Consider the following 18,094-nt stretch of genomic DNA (forward strand, 5'->3'; position numbering starts at 1 on the left):
TTATTTCTCTGATTCAAAATGATATTTAAGTGCGGATATTAATAGGGATTTATAATCTTCAAGCGGGGCTTTCTGTGTGTTGAAGTCGTTAGCACAAAAAGAGTGAGGTAGGCAGCCCTCTTTCTTGGCCACTTTTAATGCTTTAAAGCTGCTTCTTGCTGCGGTCGATCTAATATTAAAGTAGTAGCAAATATCTCGGGCTGGCACGGCTGCGCCTTGAATATAAGATAGCCAAGGAACAAAGAATGTTGCTAAATTCATATCATGGTTTGTTCGGAATTTATTAGGCAAAAACTTTTTTATCTCACGTTCATACCGTTGATGGCTTTGTTCAAAAATGCTTTTCCTGAGCGGAATATAGGTATGCACCAAGGGGGTATCAATCGCTATTTGAAAATCTTTTTCGAAGATATCTATTACATTGTGTGAGGCAGAAAGCGTTGGTGTATTCGTTCCTTTAGCTTGCATATCCGCCAGGCTTTTTTGAGAAAGAAATAATGAAGCTATACCATTACCTTTAAAGAAATGTCCTGGCGGCAAGGGCCTTGCAACAAAAACATCATCATTAAAATAGATAAAGTGCTCTGCCAGGCCCGGTATCTTATGTAAATGAGCTTCTATAACATGTGAGTTAAAGGTAGGTAAATATTGGCTTTCAATAATGTCACTATGATCGATTATTGTAATTCGAGAGTTGCATTGTAGCCAGGCAGGACGTTGTTTATCGGTGATAATGTATATCTGCCTAACCCAAGGTAGGTAAAGCTCTACGCTCTTAATAGAATAACGCAATTCATCATGGTTACTGAATCTCGCACTATCTGTTGCATGCTGACCCAGAGTATCTTTATCTACTATGTTCTTATTTTGTTGATAGCGTTTTTGCCACGCGGGATCAGAATCATCAACCCATGTAAAAACAACATCTATTGGGAAGTTAACATTTGTTAGTTTTTCCAATGACAAATCATGGCGAATAAGAATATTTTCTTCTAATTCAGGACAAAGAATTTCATTTCTAATGATAGGGTATTTTTTATTTAAGTGATCACGAAAAAACACGCCAGGACTTTGAAGGAATTTTTTTAATTTTTTCATTTGTTATCTAAAATGTAGGGCAGACAAACTATATCCCTTCATCCACCTTATAAACGGCAATTGCCTCATCCACTGAGTCAAAATATTTCACCTGATTATCCCGACCTATAAAGAGCGCAACATCACAAAACTCTTTCAGCGAGCCTAGGCTGTGCGATACCATCAAAAAGCTGGCTTCTTCATGGCGGGCTTTGAATACATCAGCGCATTTCCGCTTGAACTTGGCATCGCCGACGGCGGTGACTTCATCCACCAGATAGTAGTCAAACTTAAATGCCATGCTCAGGCCAAAACCGAGGCGGGATTTCATACCCGAGGAGTAGGTTTTGATCGGCATATCGAAGTATTTTCCTAACTCGGCGAACGCTTCGACAAAGGCAACTTTTTCTCGGAGTTCGCTGTGAGTAGCATACAGGCAAGCAACAAATTTGACGTTTTCGCGTCCTGTTAGGCTGCCCTGAAATCCACCAGCAAGTCCTACAGGCCAAGAAATTGTTTTGTCTGTATGGATCTGGCCCGAATCAGCCCGGTCAATACCGCCAATAACCCGCAGCAGGGTAGATTTACCCGCGCCATTTCGGCCAATTAATGCGACGCTTTTCCCCGAAGGTAGCTCTACGTTCAGATCTTTAAAGACATAATGGCGACCGGCAGGGGTGCGGTATGATTTGGTGAGATTTTCAATTTTGATCATGAGGTCAGCATCGCCTCTTCACGGTTACGGTAGAACGCGAGCCCGACAAACAAGGTAACCAGAGCACAGAACGCCAGATAGTTCAGGCTTACTCCCTCACTGACATAGCCGGGGACGACGGCGGCACGACATAATTCGACCACGTGCACGATCGGGTTCCATAACAGATATGGCCAGTACTCTTTTGGAATTGAATGTAGCGGAAACATAATGCAGGAGATAAAGTACAGCGGCTTAATCAGGATAGGTAAAAACTTCTCGGTTTCAGGGAAGGTTTTACCCACCACCATAAAGATCAGCCCTACACCGCAAGAGAAGATCACCAGCAGTACCCAAACCAGTACCAGCGAAGTCAGTTTAACCACTTCAAACTCTTCGCCTGCCAGAGCCACAATTACCATCAGCAGCACGTAAACCACCGCGTAGATCAACGCCTCTAAAATGGCGCGGGCAATAATCGTATCTATAGGTTTGACTGGCCGGTAGTTGAACAGACCCTGATTGGCCTCAATCGCGCCTATAGACCTATTGGTGATGTTACTGAAAACGAAGTAGGGAATGATTCCGTTGATCAAAAATACCGGGAAGGAGATATCCGGCATGGTGCGGTGCATGATGAAGCCGAAAATAGTCAACAGGATCAGCAGATGGGCCATGGGTTCCAGCGCTGCCCATAGATATCCAAGCCTGTATTTGCCAAACCGGGTTTTAATTTCCCTTAAAAAAAGTGCCTTAACGGCAGCTTTTTGTACTTCCAAGCCACTACGTGCCATCAGTTTCCCATTGGTTAATATTTACCCACGCTACCGCGCCTGACTTACAGCTGCCAATATGCCGAAAACGAGAACAGACTGCAGAAAATGGACGTGTTTTTCCGCCCTTGTGCTTTAATCACAATGGGAAGTTAATTATCAATAATTGAGTTCAGAGGAACTAATGGGAAGTAATATTCCCTATCCCATTTGCACTAGGTTACATTGATATTCCTTTCCCGTAAAAATTAGATTTGAATAAGGATTATTGCAAGGGGGCACTGACTTTCATTCAGGTATGCAAAATCAATCTAGAGCAATAATTTACTTTAAATTACTTGTTTGATCTATAGTCTTAAAAATTAATTTTTCCTTTTTTAATTAAAAACCCTATTAAATCAAAACGATATGTAATGTATTTTTTACCTTTACAGGATTTTTGAATTGTATTTTTAACGTATTTTGATTTGCGAAATTATTTAATTAGATGAATTACCTTTATTAATGATGCTATTTATTAGCTTTGATTTGTGTCGGTGTATTGAGGAAAACAAAACCAGCGGCTTTCTCCATTAGTTTTCGCATCGATATTCAAATTGCTGCCACTGTAGAACCCGAATTATTCGGTCTAAGACTCAATGAACCTCCGGGATTTAGGTTGTGTTGCATTAAGCAAAGGCGCGGGTAATATCTCATTTATTTACCAGAATCTCCGCCCATTTCTCTGATACGAAAAGCCTTCGAACGACTGTATTATCCCGTAGATAACATCGCTCAGTGTATTCACGGGTATCTCGTCTATGTCGTGATGTGATGGACGTCCCTCCCTTACATAACCAGTGCCATACTTTTACTGACTACATTAAGCTGGGAGTGACATTAGATTGACCTGTTTATCCTCTGCAACGTCATCACGACGTGTGGCATAAGAGAGCATCGGGCTTAACATGCGCCCTGCTATGAGTTTTAGATAGAGTTTAGAGCCGTTGGTTGGCGGCATAGATTCTTGTTGTGCTATCGCGGTAAAGCTCTGAAAGAGCCGCCAGTGTATTGATAAGCTACCCGATTAACCACATATCAAGACGTGACAGTTATCTGGGATAGTTCAATTATCTGGGATAGTTCAATGGGGACAAAAGGCAGGTATGTGAGTTATCACTATCGCTAGAAGCACTTATATCTCTAATTTATTGAGATACAAGAAGATTGGAGCGGGTGAAGGGAATCGAACCCTCGTATAGAGCTTGGGAAGCTCTCGTTCTACCATTGAACTACACCCGCTTCGGTGTGCGGTTTGCATTATAACCGGTTCTTTGACGTGGGCAAGCGAAGATATAGTCTAAGCGCCGGTATTTTAAGCGATTAGCTTAAATAAGCCGTAACTACTGCTATTTTCTGGGAATCCTTTGCTCAGTAAAAAGGGCGCCGTAGCGCCCTAATAGGTTTACCGTTAACCAAGGTTGCTTATTTTACCGGGCGCATCGCTGGGAACAAGATAACATCGCGGATAGTGTGGCTGTTGGTAAACAACATCACCATACGGTCAATACCAATGCCCAAGCCAGCCGTTGGCGGCAAGCCATGTTCCAGTGCGGTGACATAATCTTCATCGTAGAACATTGCTTCATCATCGCCTGCTTCTTTGGCGCTAACTTGATCGGCAAAGCGCTGAGCTTGGTCTTCAGCGTCATTCAGCTCAGAGAAGCCGTTGCCAATTTCACGGCCACCGATGAAGAACTCGAAACGGTCAGTGATGAATGGATTATCGTCGTTACGACGTGCCAGCGGAGAAACCTCTGCCGGGTATTCAGTGATGAATGTTGGCTGAATCAGGTGGCTCTCTGCGGTCTCTTCGAAAATTTCGCATTGAACGCGGCCCAGGCCCCAGCTCTTCTCCACTTTGATACCTAGTGACTCGGCAATGGTCACAGCTTTGCCCATATCATCCAAATCCGCCACATTGGTTTCAGGGCGATATTTGCAAATGGCTTCTTTCATGGTCAACTTGACAAAAGGTTTACCAAAATCAAATGTCTGCTCACCATACTGCACCACACTACTACCCAGAATGTTTTCAGTCAGGGTGCGGAACAACTCTTCGGTCAATACGATCAGATCTTTGTAATCCGCATACGCCATATAGAGTTCCATCATAGTGAACTCTGGGTTATGGCGCGGTGAAACACCCTCATTACGGAAGTTGCGGTTAATTTCGAACACACGTTCAAAACCACCGACAACCAGGCGTTTCAAGTACAGTTCTGGTGCGATACGTAAGTACATATCGATATCCAGCGCATTATGATGTGTCACGAACGGACGTGCAGACGCGCCGCCAGGGATCACTTGCATCATTGGGGTTTCGACTTCCATGAAACCTTTTTCCACCATGAAGCTGCGGATGCCAGACATCACTTGCGAACGCACTTTGAACGTATTGCGAGATTCGTCGTTAGCGATCAGGTCCAGATAACGCTGGCGATAACGGGTCTCCTGATCAGCCAGGCCGTGGAATTTATCTGGCAGCGGACGCAGTGCTTTGGTCAGTAAACGCAGTTCGCTACAGTGGATAGACAGCTCGCCGGTTTTGGTTTTAAACAGTTTACCGCGTGCACCCAGGATATCGCCCAGATCCCACTTTTTGAACTCTTCGTTATAAACGCCTTCCGGCAGATCATCACGGGAAACGTACAACTGAATACGACCACCGACATCTTGCAGTGTCACGAATGATGCTTTGCCCATGATGCGGCGGGTCATCATGCGACCGGCAACGGTTACTTCGATATTCAGTGCTTCTAACTCTTCGTTCTCTTTGCTGCCATACTCAGCATGCAACTGGTCAGAGAGGTGCTCGCGGCGGAAATCATTTGGGAAAGCAATCCCTTTTTCCCGCAGCACTGCCAGTTTTTCTCGACGAGCTTGTAACTCACTATTGAGTTCTTGCGCTTGCTCAGCGACTTGCGTTTTTTGCTCTGACATCTCAGTTCCTTATAGCCCGGCTTTCAAACTTGCTTCGATGAATTTGTCCAGATCACCATCCAGTACCGCTTGCGTGTTGCGTGTTTCCACACCGGTACGCAAATCTTTGATACGTGAGTCATCTAGTACATAAGAACGGATCTGGCTGCCCCAACCGATATCGGACTTGTTATCTTCCAGAACCTGTTTATCAGCATTTTTCTTTTGCATCTCAAACTCATACAGCTTCGCTTTCAACTGTTTCATCGCTTGATCTTTGTTTTTATGCTGAGAACGGTCATTCTGACACTGAGTCACAATATTGGTTGGAATATGGGTAATACGTACCGCAGATTCCGTTTTGTTAACATGTTGACCACCCGCACCAGATGCGCGGTAAACGTCAATACGCAAGTCTGCCGGGTTGATTTCGATATCAATGTCGTCGTCAACTTCAGGATAGACAAAGGCAGAACTGAAAGAGGTATGACGGCGGCCACCAGAGTCAAATGGGCTTTTACGTACCAGGCGATGTACGCCAGTTTCAGTACGTAACCAGCCAAATGCATATTCACCGATGATTTTGATCGTGGCAGACTTCAGGCCCGCGACATCGCCATCCGACTCTTCAATGATTTCAGTTTTGAAACCTTTGGATTCAGCCCAGCGCAGATACATGCGCAGCAACATGCTGGCCCAGTCCTGAGCTTCTGTACCACCGGAGCCTGCTTGCAGATCCAGGTAGCAGTTGGCGCTATCATATTCACCAGAGAACATACGGCGGAATTCAAGCTGGCCCAGCTTGCCATCAAGGATATCTAACTCAGCAACCGCTTCGTTAAACGTCTCTTCGTCGTCAGCTTCAATCGCCAGTTCTAGCAAGCCAGTGACGTCTTCCATGCCTTGATCCAATTGATCAATAGTGGTGACTATCTCTTCCAGCGCAGAACGCTCTTTACCCAGCGCTTGGGCGCGCTCAGGTTCATTCCAGACGTCGGGCTGTTCCAGCTCGGCGTTTACTTCTTCCAGTCGCTCTTTCTTGGCATCATAGTCAAAGATACCCCCTGAGAACGGCTGTCCGATCAGACAGGTCCTGAATTCGGTTTTTTACCGGGTTTATTTCAAACATGATTTAAAGTCTTACGTTGAGTCGTCGATGACGGAATGTCATTAGAACCGGTAATTCTAGCGGATCTCAACGACGGTTTATAGCAAGTTGACTATATTTCCTGCTTACTGAGAATTACAGCCGTGTTACCAGTCAGTATTACCCCGAATCACTGGCAGAGGTGAGCAATTCGGGTTGTGTTTAGTCATGAGCTAATAAGGCCACAAGTGCTGAATCAATAACTGGACACTACGGTTACCGCGGTACTCATTAATATCGAGTTTATAAGCGAGCTTAACTTCACGCACGCTGCTGTCCGGCCATAGGGTGGTATCGATATTAAAAGCAATGCCATCCAGTAACGGCCCACCATTCAATGGCTCAATCATGAGCTTCAGGTGGCGCTCCCCCACCAGCCGCTGTTGCAGAATGCGAAATTTGCCGTCAAATATTGGTTCTGGGAAAGATTGCCCCCACGGGCCACCATCGCGCAGTAACTCTGCGGTTTCGATTGATAAGTCGCCACCTTTCAGCTCTCCATCAGACCAGATAACGCCTTCTAATTGAGAAGCGTCCATCCATTCACCGACTAAATCTGCAAAGCATTGGCGGAACTGATCAAATTTATCCTGCTCTAGCGATAATCCGGCGGCCATGGCATGCCCACCAAACTTGAGAATCAATCCAGGGTTCAAGGTGTCGAGGCGCTCAAGAGCATCGCGCATATGTAAACCGGCAACACTGCGGCCCGATCCTTTCAGTAAGCCATCCCCCGCAGGGGCAAAAGCGATGACCGGCCGATGAAAGCGCTCTTTAATCCGTGAGGCCAGAATCCCTACCACCCCCTGATGCCACTCCGGATGATACATCGCGATGCCGTAAGGTAGTTCAGTACTGGTGCGCTCCAATTGGTCACACAGTTGCAGGGCTTCGACCTGCATACCTTGTTCTATCTCGCGGCGGGTCTGATTTAGCGTATCAAGATCGATTGCCAGCGCGCGGGCCTGAGCAATATCGTCACTAAGAAGTAGCGCCACCCCAATAGACATATCATCCAAACGCCCTGCGGCATTTAGCCGTGGGCCGAGAGAGAAGCCCAAATCGTTCGCAGCCAGTTGGCGGGCATCGCGATTTGCCACCTCCAGCAATGCACGAATTCCCGGACGGCATTTTCCCGCACGAATGCGGCTTAGGCCTTGGTGAACCAGAATTCGGTTATTGGCATCCAGCGGTACCACATCAGCCACTGTGCCGAGTGCCACTAAATCCAGCAACTCAGCCAAGTTGGGTATGGCCAGCGCACGTTGCTCAAACCAGCCGCTGTCCCTGAGGCGGGCGCGTAACGCCAGCATCAGATAAAAGGTGACCCCAACCCCTGCCAGCGATTTGGACAGAAAATCACATCCGGCCAGATTCGGGTTAATGATGGCTTCCGCTGCAGGTAAGGTTTCACCAGGCAAATGGTGATCGGTAACCAGCACCTGAATCCCCTTGGCATGGGCCAACTCCACCCCTGCATGGGAGGAAATTCCATTATCTACAGTGACAATCAGTTCTGCCCCACGGGCAGCAACTTGCTCAACCACTTCAGGACTAAGCCCATAGCCATCTTCAAAACGATTCGGCACCAGATAATCAATATTACTGCCGCCCATGCTACGTAATGCGAGCACCGCCAACGCAGTACTGGTTGCGCCATCGGCATCAAAATCACCGACGATCACGATGCGCCGCCTCTCTGCCAGCGCTTGCTGCAGCAGAGTGACTCCCGCATCAATGCCGTCTAGTTGCTGCCATGCCAACAGCCCTTTGACGCCACGCTCTAGCTCTTCGGCACTTTTTACGCCGCGACTGGCGTAGAGACGGCGCAGCAACGGATGCAATTGTGGCGGCAAATGGCTGTCATCTGCCGCCTCACGACGACGAAGTTGAGTTTTCAATGTCACGGGCGATTAACCCGCCGCTTTTGCGGAAGCCTGATGCTTATTCAGCATCTGTAACATCTCTTTTGGCTCCATATAACCCGGAACGACAGTGCCATTTTGCAGCACAATGGCTGGCGTTCCCTGAATACCAAACTGCACACCTAGCTGGTAATGCTTGCTGATATCGGTTTTACAGGTTGCCGGTGAGATTTCGGTGCCTTTCATCGCATCATCAAATGCTTTATTACGATCGGCCATGCACCAGATAGAGCGCATATCTTTTTCCGCCTGGGAGCTTAAACCCTGACGCGGAAAGGCCAGATAACGCACGGTAATCCCCAGCGCGTTATACTCTTTCATCTGCTCGTGTAATTTATGGCAGTAGCCGCAGGTGATGTCGGTAAACACGGTAACAACGTGCTTCTCCTGCGGCGCTTTGTACACGATCATTTCGCCGCTCAATGCATTAAGTCGTTTCACCAGCGACTGATTGGTCACATTCACCGGCTGGCTACCACTTACGTCATACAGCGGGCCTTGCAATAGATGTTTGCCATCCGCCGAAATATAAAGCACACCACTTTCAGTCATTACCGTACTCAAACCGGGGATCGGCGACGGTTGGATATCCGCTTGCTGAATATCGAGTTTTTTCAGTGTCTGCTGGATAGCAGTATCGTCAGCATGAGCCAAACCAGTGAGGGCCGCGATTAACATCGGCAGCAGTAATAAACTTTTTTTCATATAAAAATCCTATCCTTTTCCACGCGGCAATTATGCGCGCGGATGATGCTGTTGATGTAGCTGCTTCAAACGTTCAGTCGCTACATGGGTATAAATCTGGGTCGTCGACAGATCACTGTGGCCCAGTAACATTTGTACCACACGTAGATCCGCACCATGATTCAACAGATGGGTGGCAAAAGCATGCCGCAATACGTGGGGCGAAAGCCGTTCACTATCAATACCGGCAAGGATCGCATAGTGTTTGATTCGATGCCAGAAAGTCTGGCGGGTCATTTGCTGACTGCGGTTGCTGGGGAACAGCACATCCAGCGACTGACCATTGATAAGCCACGGTCGCCCGTGATCCATGTAATTCTCAATCCAGTACACAGCCTCTTCGCCCAAAGGCACTAGCCGCTCTTTATTGCCTTTACCAATCACCCGCACCACGCCCTGGCGCAAGCTTACATCGCTGATTGTCAGCCCGACCAGTTCAGACACCCGCAAGCCAGTAGCATAGAGCACTTCCAGCATCGCTTTATCACGCAACTCCAGCGGGATATCAACATTGGGTGAATTGAGCAATGTATCAACCTGCGCCTCACTGAGATCTTTCGGTAAACGTTGCGGCAGCTTAGGTGATGAAAGTATGGCTGTCGGGTCATCGTCACGTAATTTTTCGCGATATAAATATTGAAACAACCGCCGCATCGCACTGAGCAAGCGGGCGGAACTAGTGGCTTTATATCCACCCTCAATGCGCTCAGCAAGGAAAGATTGCAACTCCTGCGAACCGGCGCGCAATAAATCACTGCCGTGATGATCTAACCATCCGGTTAATGCATGTAAGTCCAAACGGTATGACGCCAGCGTATTCTCCGCCAGATTCCGCTCTAGCCACAAAGCATCAAGAAACTGTTCAATCAGCGGGTTATTTTGCTGTTGCATTGCTGTTGCTCTCTTTGATTGAACTCAGCCGCCATTATGCCTGATGACGGGACAAATCTGGTACACTCGATGCTATTCCTTATTAGTAATGCTATGGCTATACATCATGAAGATTGGTCTCTTTTACGGCTCCAGCACCTGTTATACCGAAATGGTGGCAGAAAAAATCCGCGATATTCTCGGCGAAGATTTGGTTGATTTACATAATCTGAAGGATGTCAGCCCCCGCTTGATGGAGGAGTACTCCATCCTGATTTTGGGCATTCCCACCTGGGATTTCGGGGAGTTACAGGAGGACTGGGAAGCTATCTGGCCACAGTTAACAGCGCTTAATCTCAAGGGAAAGATTGTCGCCATGTATGGTATGGGAGATCAATTCGGTTATAGCGAATGGTTCCTTGATGCCCTTGGCATGTTGTATCACCATATTGCGCCACTGGGCGTGAAATTTATCGGTTTTTGGCCAACGGCAGGGTTTGAATTTACCAGCCCTAAACCGCTCAGTACCGATGGTGAACACTTTGTCGGCCTGGCGTTGGATGAGGTCAATCAATACGATTTGAGTGACGCGCGGATCGAGCAGTGGTGCGAGCAGATCCTGTTAGAGATGGACGCCCTGCTTTAATTACCCCAACACTAAAAATCAATAAATATCCTCCGGCATAGCCGGAGGTTTTTCATATGCGCCTATAAGGCTCTCTTACCTGCCGCGCCCTAACAGGCGCATCGCGATCTGACATTTGCATCACAATTCGTTACTTACGGCCCGTAAACGGGCTACCCGGATAGGGGATCGACAACTGCTCACCCATTTTATCCTCTTCCAGTTGGTGTTTTATGTATTCTTGTATCCTGGCTGTATTTTTACCCACCGTATCAACGTAATACCCTCGACACCAAAACTCCCGGTTACGATATTTGAACTTCAAATCGCCAAACTGCTCATAAAGCATCAGGCTACTCTTTCCCTTTAGGTATCCCATAAAGCCCGACACACTCATCTTGGGTGGGATTTCCAGAAGCATATGGATGTGATCCACACAACATTCCGCTTCCAGAATATTCACGTTCTTCCATTCGCACAGCTTTCTTAAAATACTGCCAATCGCTTTGCGCTTTTCCCCGTAGAACACCTGTCTTCGGTACTTCGGCGCAAATACTATGTGATATTTACAGTTCCATCGCGTGTGCGCTAAGCTCTTTTCGTCCCTCATAGGGACCCCCTTTTGATTTCTTGTTGAACGTTTGCAGTTGCCAGACCGCAAACTGTTTTAACAAATCAAAAGGGGTTTTTATAACTGACTCAAAGCTGAAAGCTTTACGGAACCCCCAGCCTAGCTGGGGGTTTTCTGTGCACAAAAAAACGGGCACTCGTGTGCCCGATTTAATCCAATTTTACTTCCACAACCGGAATTTATCTTGAGAGCTGCCCCCCGCTGGCGTGGCTTCGATCGACATCTCTTCAGCTTTAACTTCGGCTTCCGTGTTCGTTGACTCACTATTTTTGGCGCCAGTAAAGCGTTGTGGTGAGGCCACTTGATACCAGTCGAGTCTTCGTGTGAGTACCATCACTGCCGCCAAAACAATAAACAGCAATCCGGCCCCCAGTAGCAGCGCATTATCTTCGGATTGCAGCAAGCCAAACAACACCCCGTACAGCAGTAATAGGCCACCGGCAAACAGCAGACCACGTAACCAGCCGCCCAAAACAGCACTCAGATAGATAGCAATCAGTGCGCTGCAACTCAGACTGGCGATAATATAAGCCAAGGTAAAACCAAGGTGCTCTGAGAACGCCAGCAGCATCAGATAGAACAGTACCAGCGCCGCACCCACTAGCAAGTATTGAATCGGATGGACACGCAGTGAGGTTAGGCTTTCAAACAGGAAGAAGCTGAAAAATGTCAGGCCGATAAACAAAATGGCATATTTGATCGCACGCTCAGTGAGTTGATAGTGGTCAACTGGCTCAATCAGGCTGGTGGTGAAAGCCGGTAACTCATTGATATCAAAAAGTGCTCCGTCGCTGGCAAAGTTAATATTCATGCTATTGGCCAGCCAATTACTGCTCCAGTGCGCACGGAAACCATTTTCATCCACTTTGCGCTGCATCGGCAGGAACTCGCCGACAAAATTAGGGTGTGGCCAGTTGCTCTGCAAGGTCAGCTCACTGCTACGGCCAACCGGTACCACCGAGAGGCTATTGGTGCCCATCAGGGTCAGTTTAAAGTCGATATCAAATTTGCCCTGCTGAATCTGTGCCCGTGTCAGCGGGACATGCACCCCTTGCGCGGCGCGCCCCAGAAAAGCCCCCGGTTCGAAGTTGATTTTTTCACGACCCAAGGTCAGCGGCGAAATCTGCTGGATACCCCGTGAATCACTCAGCGCCAATACCAGTGACGGTGCGCCGATGATGACCCCCTCACGATCTAAATCATCCAGTGAGGAGGGTTCAAATTGACCATGAAAATAAAGCTCCCCCTGATATACCTGAGCCTTATAAATACCCAGTTGGCGCACTTCTACATTTGGCGCGCCCTTGACTGTCATGACCTCGGGCAGTAAGTAGCGATGGCGGCTGATACGCTGGCCCTGCTTCTTACCGTCCACTTCCGTCTCCACCCATTCGCTGTAGGGCACCACAATCAGCGGGCCAAGGATCTTCTGCGATCGGCTGGTGCTGTCGCTCACTTTATCAATCACACTCTGCCGATAGCCGCTGCGCTCATAGATAACATTCAGCAACATCTCTTTCGGGATCATCATCAACAAAATTAAGCCCAACAGTGTGGCTATTTTCCAAAACAGAACAGATTTGAACATGGCTTGCGCTCCTTGTAAGGTCAGGAGAGCAGCTTAAGAGAGTGAAGTGAAAGGAGAATGAGGCTATGTGAAGTGAAAGTGAAGTCAGCGAATCAGGCGCTATCGAGTGGCAATATCAAGCGGGCGCGTACCCCTTGTGGCTGGCGGTTTTCCAGCGAAATGGCCCCTTGATGAATAGCGGCGACTTCGCGCACAAAATTCAGCCCCAGCCCGGTACTTTTAGGGCTATTGGCTCTGGGCAGCGAGTAAAAACGGTCGAAAATCTTCTCTTGGGCATAATCAGGAATACCGCTACCACTGTCCTCAACCGTGATCAGATATTCCGTCGTTTGCCGCTCGCCACATAATGTCACGTCACCCCCCACAGGCGTAAAATCCAGTGCATTATCAATTAGATTGCTCAACGCCTGGCTCAGCAACAGAGCATCACCCATTAATATCGCGCTATCGGCACCGATTAGCCGCAAACGAATGCCGCGACTAACCGCCTGTGCTTCTTTGCCGCTGAAGGTCTGCTGCAAGATGTGGCTGACCTCCAATGGGGAGAGTTGCAGGTCTACCCGGCTCTCCAGCCGCGCCTGAATCAGCATTTTATCCACCAATAGCTGGATGCGCGCACTTTGCTGCTCGATATTTAGGAGGAAGCGCTGAGCCATGGCGGGTGGCGGAGACTCGCGCAATAACTCAGCAGCCCCCGTGATGGCCGCCAGCGGGCTTTTCAGTTCATGAGTTAGCGTGTGAACATATTGTTCGATATAGGCTTTACCATCCAATTTCAGCCGCATACTTTCCAGCGCCCGCGCCAAATCATTCAGTTCGCTGCTCCCCATGGCGGGCAGCGCTACTGATTGCCCCTCGGCAACCCGCTCGGCGTAATTGACTAACTTACCAATGGCCCGGTTGATCCACCAGACAAATCCCAAGCCAATCAGCAGTGCAATGCCCAGCAAAATCCCACCGGCTAACAAGATCTTACGTTCACTACGTTTGATAACCGGGGCCATGGAGATATTGGGTTTACCCACACTGAGCACACCAATAATTTTGTTCTCAACTATGACCGGTGCGGCCACATACATCACCGAGCTTTGCTCATCATGGGGGTCGCTGCGGCTACTCCGTGCGCCATACTCACCGCGCAACGTCAGCCAGACGTCATTCCAGCGTGAATAATCCTGCCCCACTGATTTGCCTGATGAATCAAAAATTACTCGCCCGTCGGCATCGGTTAGATAGACCCGATATTCGTTACGATCCTTGCGGATACCTTCAATATTGGCCCCGATGGGGCGCAGATTCAGCGACGCAAAAGCTTGTGCCAGTTGGCCCCCTGCGACTCTATTTTGTAGCATGTCTTGCCGGGCGAACTGTGCCAGCAAGGTCGCGGTATCCACCAAGGTGCCTTCGGTGGCGCGCCGCACGCCGGGCTTTACTTCCTGCACAAAAATACGAATCACAAAGTAACCGGCAATGGCGACTATCAAAAAGTAACCCAGCAGCAGACGTACGCCGATTTTCATAGGGCACCGATCTTCATAGTAATAAGCTCATGGGGGCGGACTCATCATCGGCAAGTTAGGGCTGATACGTCAGGCTATAGCCCAAGCCGCGATGAGTGCGGATCGGCGACTCTTCATCGTAGGTCATGCGCAGCTTTGAGCGCAGAGTTTTGATGTGAGTGTCGACAGTGCGATCCTGGCTCTCCTCCGCCTGCGCCCAGACAATATCCATCAGTTGTTGGCGTGAGAATATGCGCTCAGGTGCCAGCAATAAGGTTTTTAGCAGCAGATATTCATAGCGCGTTAGCCATAAAACTTGTTGATGATAGGTCACGCGCGCGCTGGCTTCATTTAGGGTGAAATGGCCAAATTGGTGTAGCGCGGCAGGTATCGAGAGCGTTTGTGACTTCTGTAAGCGCCGTAAGACGGTACGAACTCTGGCGCTCACTTCGCGGGGCGAGAAGGGCTTAGCAATATAGTCGTCAGCACCAATTTCCAGACCGACAATCCGGTCCAGCTCTTCGCTACGAGCCGTCAAAAAAACCACTGGCAGTTCCGGCATCTGTACCAATAGACGGCGGCAGAGCTCAAAACCGTTGATATCAGGCAAGCCAACATCGACGATCGCCAGTGCCGGCGGCCCGTTAGCCAGTGCCGCCAGCGCCGGCTCCCCCCGGTCAAACCACCGGAGGGTAAAACCTTCGCTTTCCAATGTATAAATCAGCGTGTCGGCGATGCTCGGCTCATCTTCCACCAGCCAAATCAAAGGCTTCATCGATTCAAACCCTCATCAGCATCAAAGGAGTGGCGCAGTAGCAGGCAGAGTTGCCGCCACTCATCTTCTGACATGCTATCAGCCGCCAGCCATAAACGCTTATGGATAGCGTGGTTACTCGCCTGTTTTAAGCTCAACAACACCCCATAGCGGGTGATCCAGGGCTGCTTAACGACCATCCATTCGAGCCTTTTCCATAGCACCAGATTGCCGGGTTTAAGCCTGATTTCACCCTGACAGGAGGTGATGTTTTTCTGGCTGCGGATACACTCAAACACCACCAGTGTCAGCAATACTAACCATAGTGCGGTATAGCCCTGGGGCCAGGGCGCGACCAAGGTGAGTATCACCAAAACACCGTGCGTCAATAACGAGAAAAGTTGAGTGTGCCAGGATACCCGCAGGTCACATCGCCACTGGGCCACGGGCTTTATTTCGTGCTTGAATCAATTTGACCATCTGACGCAGCTCGCTATCCTGCGGCTCCCCATGATTCATCAGCCAGTTAAATAAATCTGGGTCATCGCACTCAAGTAAACGAATAAAAACCTGCTTCTCATTATCACTCAAGCCATCATATTCATATTCGAAAAACGGCATGATAGAGATATCCAGTTCACGCATACCACGGCGGCACGCCCAGTGAATACGGGCTTTATTATCGATTTCCATGTCCTGATTGACTCCTCAAAGAAAGGATGCTGATAGGTTAAAGGCGCTATAGTGCTGTTTTTTCAACTATATCCAGCACTGCGCCACAAAATCTGCGGCTATTGTACCTCAGATAGGGGGAGTGCGGAGATTGGATAATAGTGGTAAATCCGTAGAATAACCGCTTGCAAAGCTACCCGGCTATTTTACCATTAGGGCATAAGCCCACAGCACCCACCTCATTGGCAGGTACTTTTCAATTTGCAGGTACAGCATGACATATAATACTCCGTTCGCTGCACAACCGCCGGTCGCCTCCTCCGAGCTGCCGTTAACGCTGATCTCACTTGAGGATTGGGCACTGGTAACCTTAACCGGCGCTGATCGAGTCAAATATCTGCAAGGGCAAGTGACCGCAGATATTGATGCCCTGCCCGCTGATCAACATATTCTATGCGCCCATTGTGATGCCAAAGGGAAGATGTGGAGCAACCTACGGCTGTTTTACCGTGGTGAGGGGTTGGCGTTTATTGAACGCCGCAGCCTGCTTGATAACCAGCTAAGTGAGCTGAAAAAATACGCGGTGTTCTCTAAAGTGGTGATTACCGCACAACCCGAGGCGGTATTGTTGGGGATCGCCGGCGCACAGGCCAGAGCTGCGCTGGCCGAGCTGTTTGCCGAACTACCCGATGCCGAGCATCCGGTGCTCCAGCAAGGGAGTAGCACACTGCTGCACTTCTCACTGCCTGCCGAACGTTTTCTGTTGGTGACGGACACAGAACAGGCACAGCAACTGATTGATAAACTGGCTGATAGTGCGCAGCTTAACAACAGCCAGCAATGGTTGGCGTTGGATATCGAAGCAGGCTTCCCGATCATTGATGCGGATACCAGCGCACAATTTATACCTCAAGCCACGAACATTCAGGCGCTAAATGGCATTAGCTTCAGTAAAGGGTGTTACACCGGGCAGGAGATGGTCGCCAGAGCAAAATACCGTGGTGCCAACAAACGTGCGCTGTACTGGCTCGCGGGTCAGGCCAGCCGCGTGCCGGCAGCCGGTGAAGATTTAGAGTGGCAGTTGGGTGAGAACTGGCGTCGTACCGGTAGCGTGCTGGCAGCAATTCAGCTCAGTGATGGTAAGGTGTGGGTTCAAGCGGTACTGAATAACGATCTGGCGGCAGAGAGTGTGTTGCGGGTGCGTGATGATGCAGATAGCGTGCTTTCTATTCAGCCGCTACCTTATTCGCTGGCCGAAGATAAGTAATATTGATATGCCTATATTGAGGTCGGTTATCTGGCCTCAATATTATCTATATTTATCAAAATATTATCTGGAGGAGTCAGACGTACAAATAGATCGCCATAAAGTGGCAGACACTGCCGCCTAATACAAAACCGTGCCAGATAGCGTGACCGAAGCGGATGCGTTTCGAGGCGTAGAAAATCACCCCTATGGTGTACAGCAAACCGCCGATCGCCAGTAGCGCCAGCCCGCCAATCTCAAGCTTCACCGCCAACTGATAAATCACGATCAAAGATAACCAGCCCATCGTCAGATAAGTGACCAGTGACAACACTTCAAAGCGGTGAGCAAAGGCCAGCTTGAATATCACGCCAACCAACGCCAGCCCCCAGATAACCGCCATTAAGCCCCGCGCCAAAGGGGAATCCAGCCCCACCAGCAGAAACGGCGTGTAGGTTCCGGCAATTAAGATGTAAATGGCACAGTGGTCAAACTTCTGTAGCCAGAGTTTCGCCTTGCGGTGTGGGATTGCGTGATACAAGGTGGAGGCCAGAAACAGCAAAATAATGCTGCCGCCATACAGGCTATAGCTGGTGAGCGCTTTGGTATCAGCCCCGCTATCCACGGCTTGCACCAAGAGCAGTATCAACCCGATAATGCCGAGCACCACACCAATGCCATGGCTGATACTGTTGGCTATCTCTTCTGCCCAAGGGTAAAGCGGGGTTGTTGGTGCCGCTGGCACCTCAGAAATTGCTGGTGTAGATGATTTGTTCTTCAATACTAATTATCCTGAATATTATTTATTTTATTGTGTTTAGTTATTAGCTCTGAGCGCGGTAGCAGAGTATCCAATTGCACAAAAAGACCGCACTAAGATTAACTGAG

The 18,094-nt window shown here is 48.8% G+C and carries 17 protein-coding genes, 1 tRNA gene and 1 pseudogene; 3 read left to right on the plus strand and 16 right to left on the minus strand.

Annotation, left to right across the window (positions count from 1 at the left end):
• Genes HRK25_RS02050 through HRK25_RS02060 form a run of 3 tightly spaced genes read right to left on the minus strand, consistent with a single transcriptional unit; the run spans window position 1 to window position 2,565 of the window.
• Window positions 1-1,098: a Stealth CR1 domain-containing protein gene (locus HRK25_RS02050; RefSeq protein WP_005272817.1), complete on the minus strand. Its 1,098-nt coding sequence runs from the start codon at window positions 1,096-1,098 to the stop codon at window positions 1-3.
• A gap of 28 nt (window positions 1,099-1,126) precedes the next feature.
• Window positions 1,127-1,792: an ABC transporter ATP-binding protein gene (locus HRK25_RS02055; protein WP_032897257.1), complete on the minus strand. Its 666-nt coding sequence runs from the start codon at window positions 1,790-1,792 to the stop codon at window positions 1,127-1,129.
• Window positions 1,789-2,565: an ABC transporter permease gene (locus tag HRK25_RS02060; protein WP_005272814.1), complete on the minus strand. Its 777-nt coding sequence runs from the start codon at window positions 2,563-2,565 to the stop codon at window positions 1,789-1,791. Before HRK25_RS02060 ends, HRK25_RS02055 begins: the two co-directional genes overlap by 4 nt.
• Window positions 2,566-3,262: 697 nt before the next feature.
• On the opposite strand from HRK25_RS02060, the pseudogene HRK25_RS02065 reads away from it, so the two are divergent.
• Window positions 3,263-3,352, plus strand: a pseudogene (locus HRK25_RS02065) (IS6 family transposase); the annotation flags it as partial.
• Window positions 3,353-3,751: 399 nt separating this feature from the next.
• On the opposite strand, the gene HRK25_RS02070 reads toward HRK25_RS02065, so the two are convergent.
• The 6 genes from HRK25_RS02070 to xerD form a co-directional block, all read right to left on the minus strand.
• Window positions 3,752-3,825 (minus strand) — tRNA-Gly (locus HRK25_RS02070).
• Window positions 3,826-4,008: 183 nt separating this feature from the next.
• Window positions 4,009-5,526 carry a lysine--tRNA ligase gene (gene lysS, locus HRK25_RS02075; RefSeq protein ID WP_005272809.1) on the minus strand — a complete coding sequence of 506 codons (1,518 nt, stop codon included), beginning with the start codon at window positions 5,524-5,526 and terminating at the stop codon, window positions 4,009-4,011.
• A gap of 9 nt (window positions 5,527-5,535) precedes the next feature.
• A protein-coding gene (prfB, locus tag HRK25_RS02080) for a peptide chain release factor 2 (protein WP_099460520.1) occupies window positions 5,536-6,634 on the minus strand; the annotation gives its coding sequence in 2 pieces (ribosomal slippage) (window positions 5,536-6,558 and window positions 6,560-6,634; 1,098 coding nt in all).
• A 191-nt stretch (window positions 6,635-6,825) separates the two neighbouring features.
• Window positions 6,826-8,559: a single-stranded-DNA-specific exonuclease RecJ gene (recJ, locus tag HRK25_RS02085; RefSeq protein WP_005272804.1), complete on the minus strand. Its 1,734-nt coding sequence runs from the start codon at window positions 8,557-8,559 to the stop codon at window positions 6,826-6,828.
• 6 nt (window positions 8,560-8,565) lie between these two features.
• Entirely contained in the window at window positions 8,566-9,282 is a 717-nt protein-coding gene (gene dsbC / locus HRK25_RS02090) for a bifunctional protein-disulfide isomerase/oxidoreductase DsbC (RefSeq protein ID WP_049602526.1), read from the minus strand.
• 30 nt (window positions 9,283-9,312) lie between these two features.
• Window positions 9,313-10,212: a site-specific tyrosine recombinase XerD gene (gene xerD / locus HRK25_RS02095; RefSeq protein WP_005272800.1), complete on the minus strand. Its 900-nt coding sequence runs from the start codon at window positions 10,210-10,212 to the stop codon at window positions 9,313-9,315.
• Window positions 10,213-10,318: 106 nt separating this feature from the next.
• On the opposite strand from xerD, the gene fldB reads away from it, so the two are divergent.
• Entirely contained in the window at window positions 10,319-10,837 is a 519-nt protein-coding gene (fldB, locus tag HRK25_RS02100) for a flavodoxin FldB (RefSeq protein WP_032897254.1), read from the plus strand.
• Window positions 10,838-10,967: 130 nt separating this feature from the next.
• Here the strand turns inward: fldB and tnpA are convergent, their stop codons facing one another.
• From tnpA to sdhE, 6 genes are all read right to left on the minus strand, one after another.
• The gene (gene tnpA / locus HRK25_RS02105) at window positions 10,968-11,426 is read right to left on the minus strand and encodes an IS200/IS605-like element IS1541B family transposase (RefSeq protein ID WP_032899290.1); all 459 of its coding nucleotides are present in this window, start codon (window positions 11,424-11,426) and stop codon (window positions 10,968-10,970) included.
• 181 nt (window positions 11,427-11,607) lie between these two features.
• Window positions 11,608-13,035: a cell envelope integrity protein CreD gene (gene creD / locus HRK25_RS02110; protein ID WP_005279346.1), complete on the minus strand. Its 1,428-nt coding sequence runs from the start codon at window positions 13,033-13,035 to the stop codon at window positions 11,608-11,610.
• A 92-nt stretch (window positions 13,036-13,127) separates the two neighbouring features.
• Complete coding sequence (gene creC, locus HRK25_RS02115; RefSeq protein ID WP_005279344.1) at window positions 13,128-14,555, minus strand: two-component system sensor histidine kinase CreC; 1,428 nt, start codon at window positions 14,553-14,555, stop codon at window positions 13,128-13,130.
• Window positions 14,556-14,610: 55 nt separating this feature from the next.
• Window positions 14,611-15,309 (minus strand): two-component system response regulator CreB, encoded by a 699-nt coding sequence (creB, locus tag HRK25_RS02120; RefSeq protein ID WP_032899028.1) that lies wholly within the window; start codon window positions 15,307-15,309, stop codon window positions 14,611-14,613.
• On the minus strand, window positions 15,306-15,734 hold the full coding sequence (locus tag HRK25_RS02125) for a protein YgfX (protein ID WP_032899026.1): 429 nt from the start codon (window positions 15,732-15,734) through the stop codon (window positions 15,306-15,308). The genes creB and HRK25_RS02125 overlap by 4 nt, the downstream gene beginning before the upstream one ends.
• Window positions 15,715-15,981, minus strand: a complete 267-nt coding sequence (gene sdhE / locus HRK25_RS02130) for an FAD assembly factor SdhE (RefSeq protein ID WP_004706797.1) — start codon at window positions 15,979-15,981, stop codon at window positions 15,715-15,717. Before sdhE ends, HRK25_RS02125 begins: the two co-directional genes overlap by 20 nt.
• Window positions 15,982-16,234: 253 nt before the next feature.
• On the opposite strand from sdhE, the gene ygfZ reads away from it, so the two are divergent.
• The gene (gene ygfZ / locus HRK25_RS02135; protein ID WP_005279337.1) at window positions 16,235-17,227 is read left to right on the plus strand and encodes a tRNA-modifying protein YgfZ; all 993 of its coding nucleotides are present in this window, start codon (window positions 16,235-16,237) and stop codon (window positions 17,225-17,227) included.
• Between the two features lie 76 nt (window positions 17,228-17,303).
• On the opposite strand, the gene trhA is transcribed toward ygfZ, so the two are convergent.
• Window positions 17,304-17,987 carry a PAQR family membrane homeostasis protein TrhA gene (gene trhA / locus HRK25_RS02140; protein ID WP_086018796.1) on the minus strand — a complete coding sequence of 228 codons (684 nt, stop codon included), beginning with the start codon at window positions 17,985-17,987 and terminating at the stop codon, window positions 17,304-17,306.
• Between the last annotated feature and the right edge of the window lie 107 nt (window positions 17,988-18,094).

The organism is Yersinia bercovieri ATCC 43970 (assembly GCF_013282745.1).
Lineage (GTDB): Bacteria > Pseudomonadota > Gammaproteobacteria > Enterobacterales > Enterobacteriaceae > Yersinia > Yersinia bercovieri.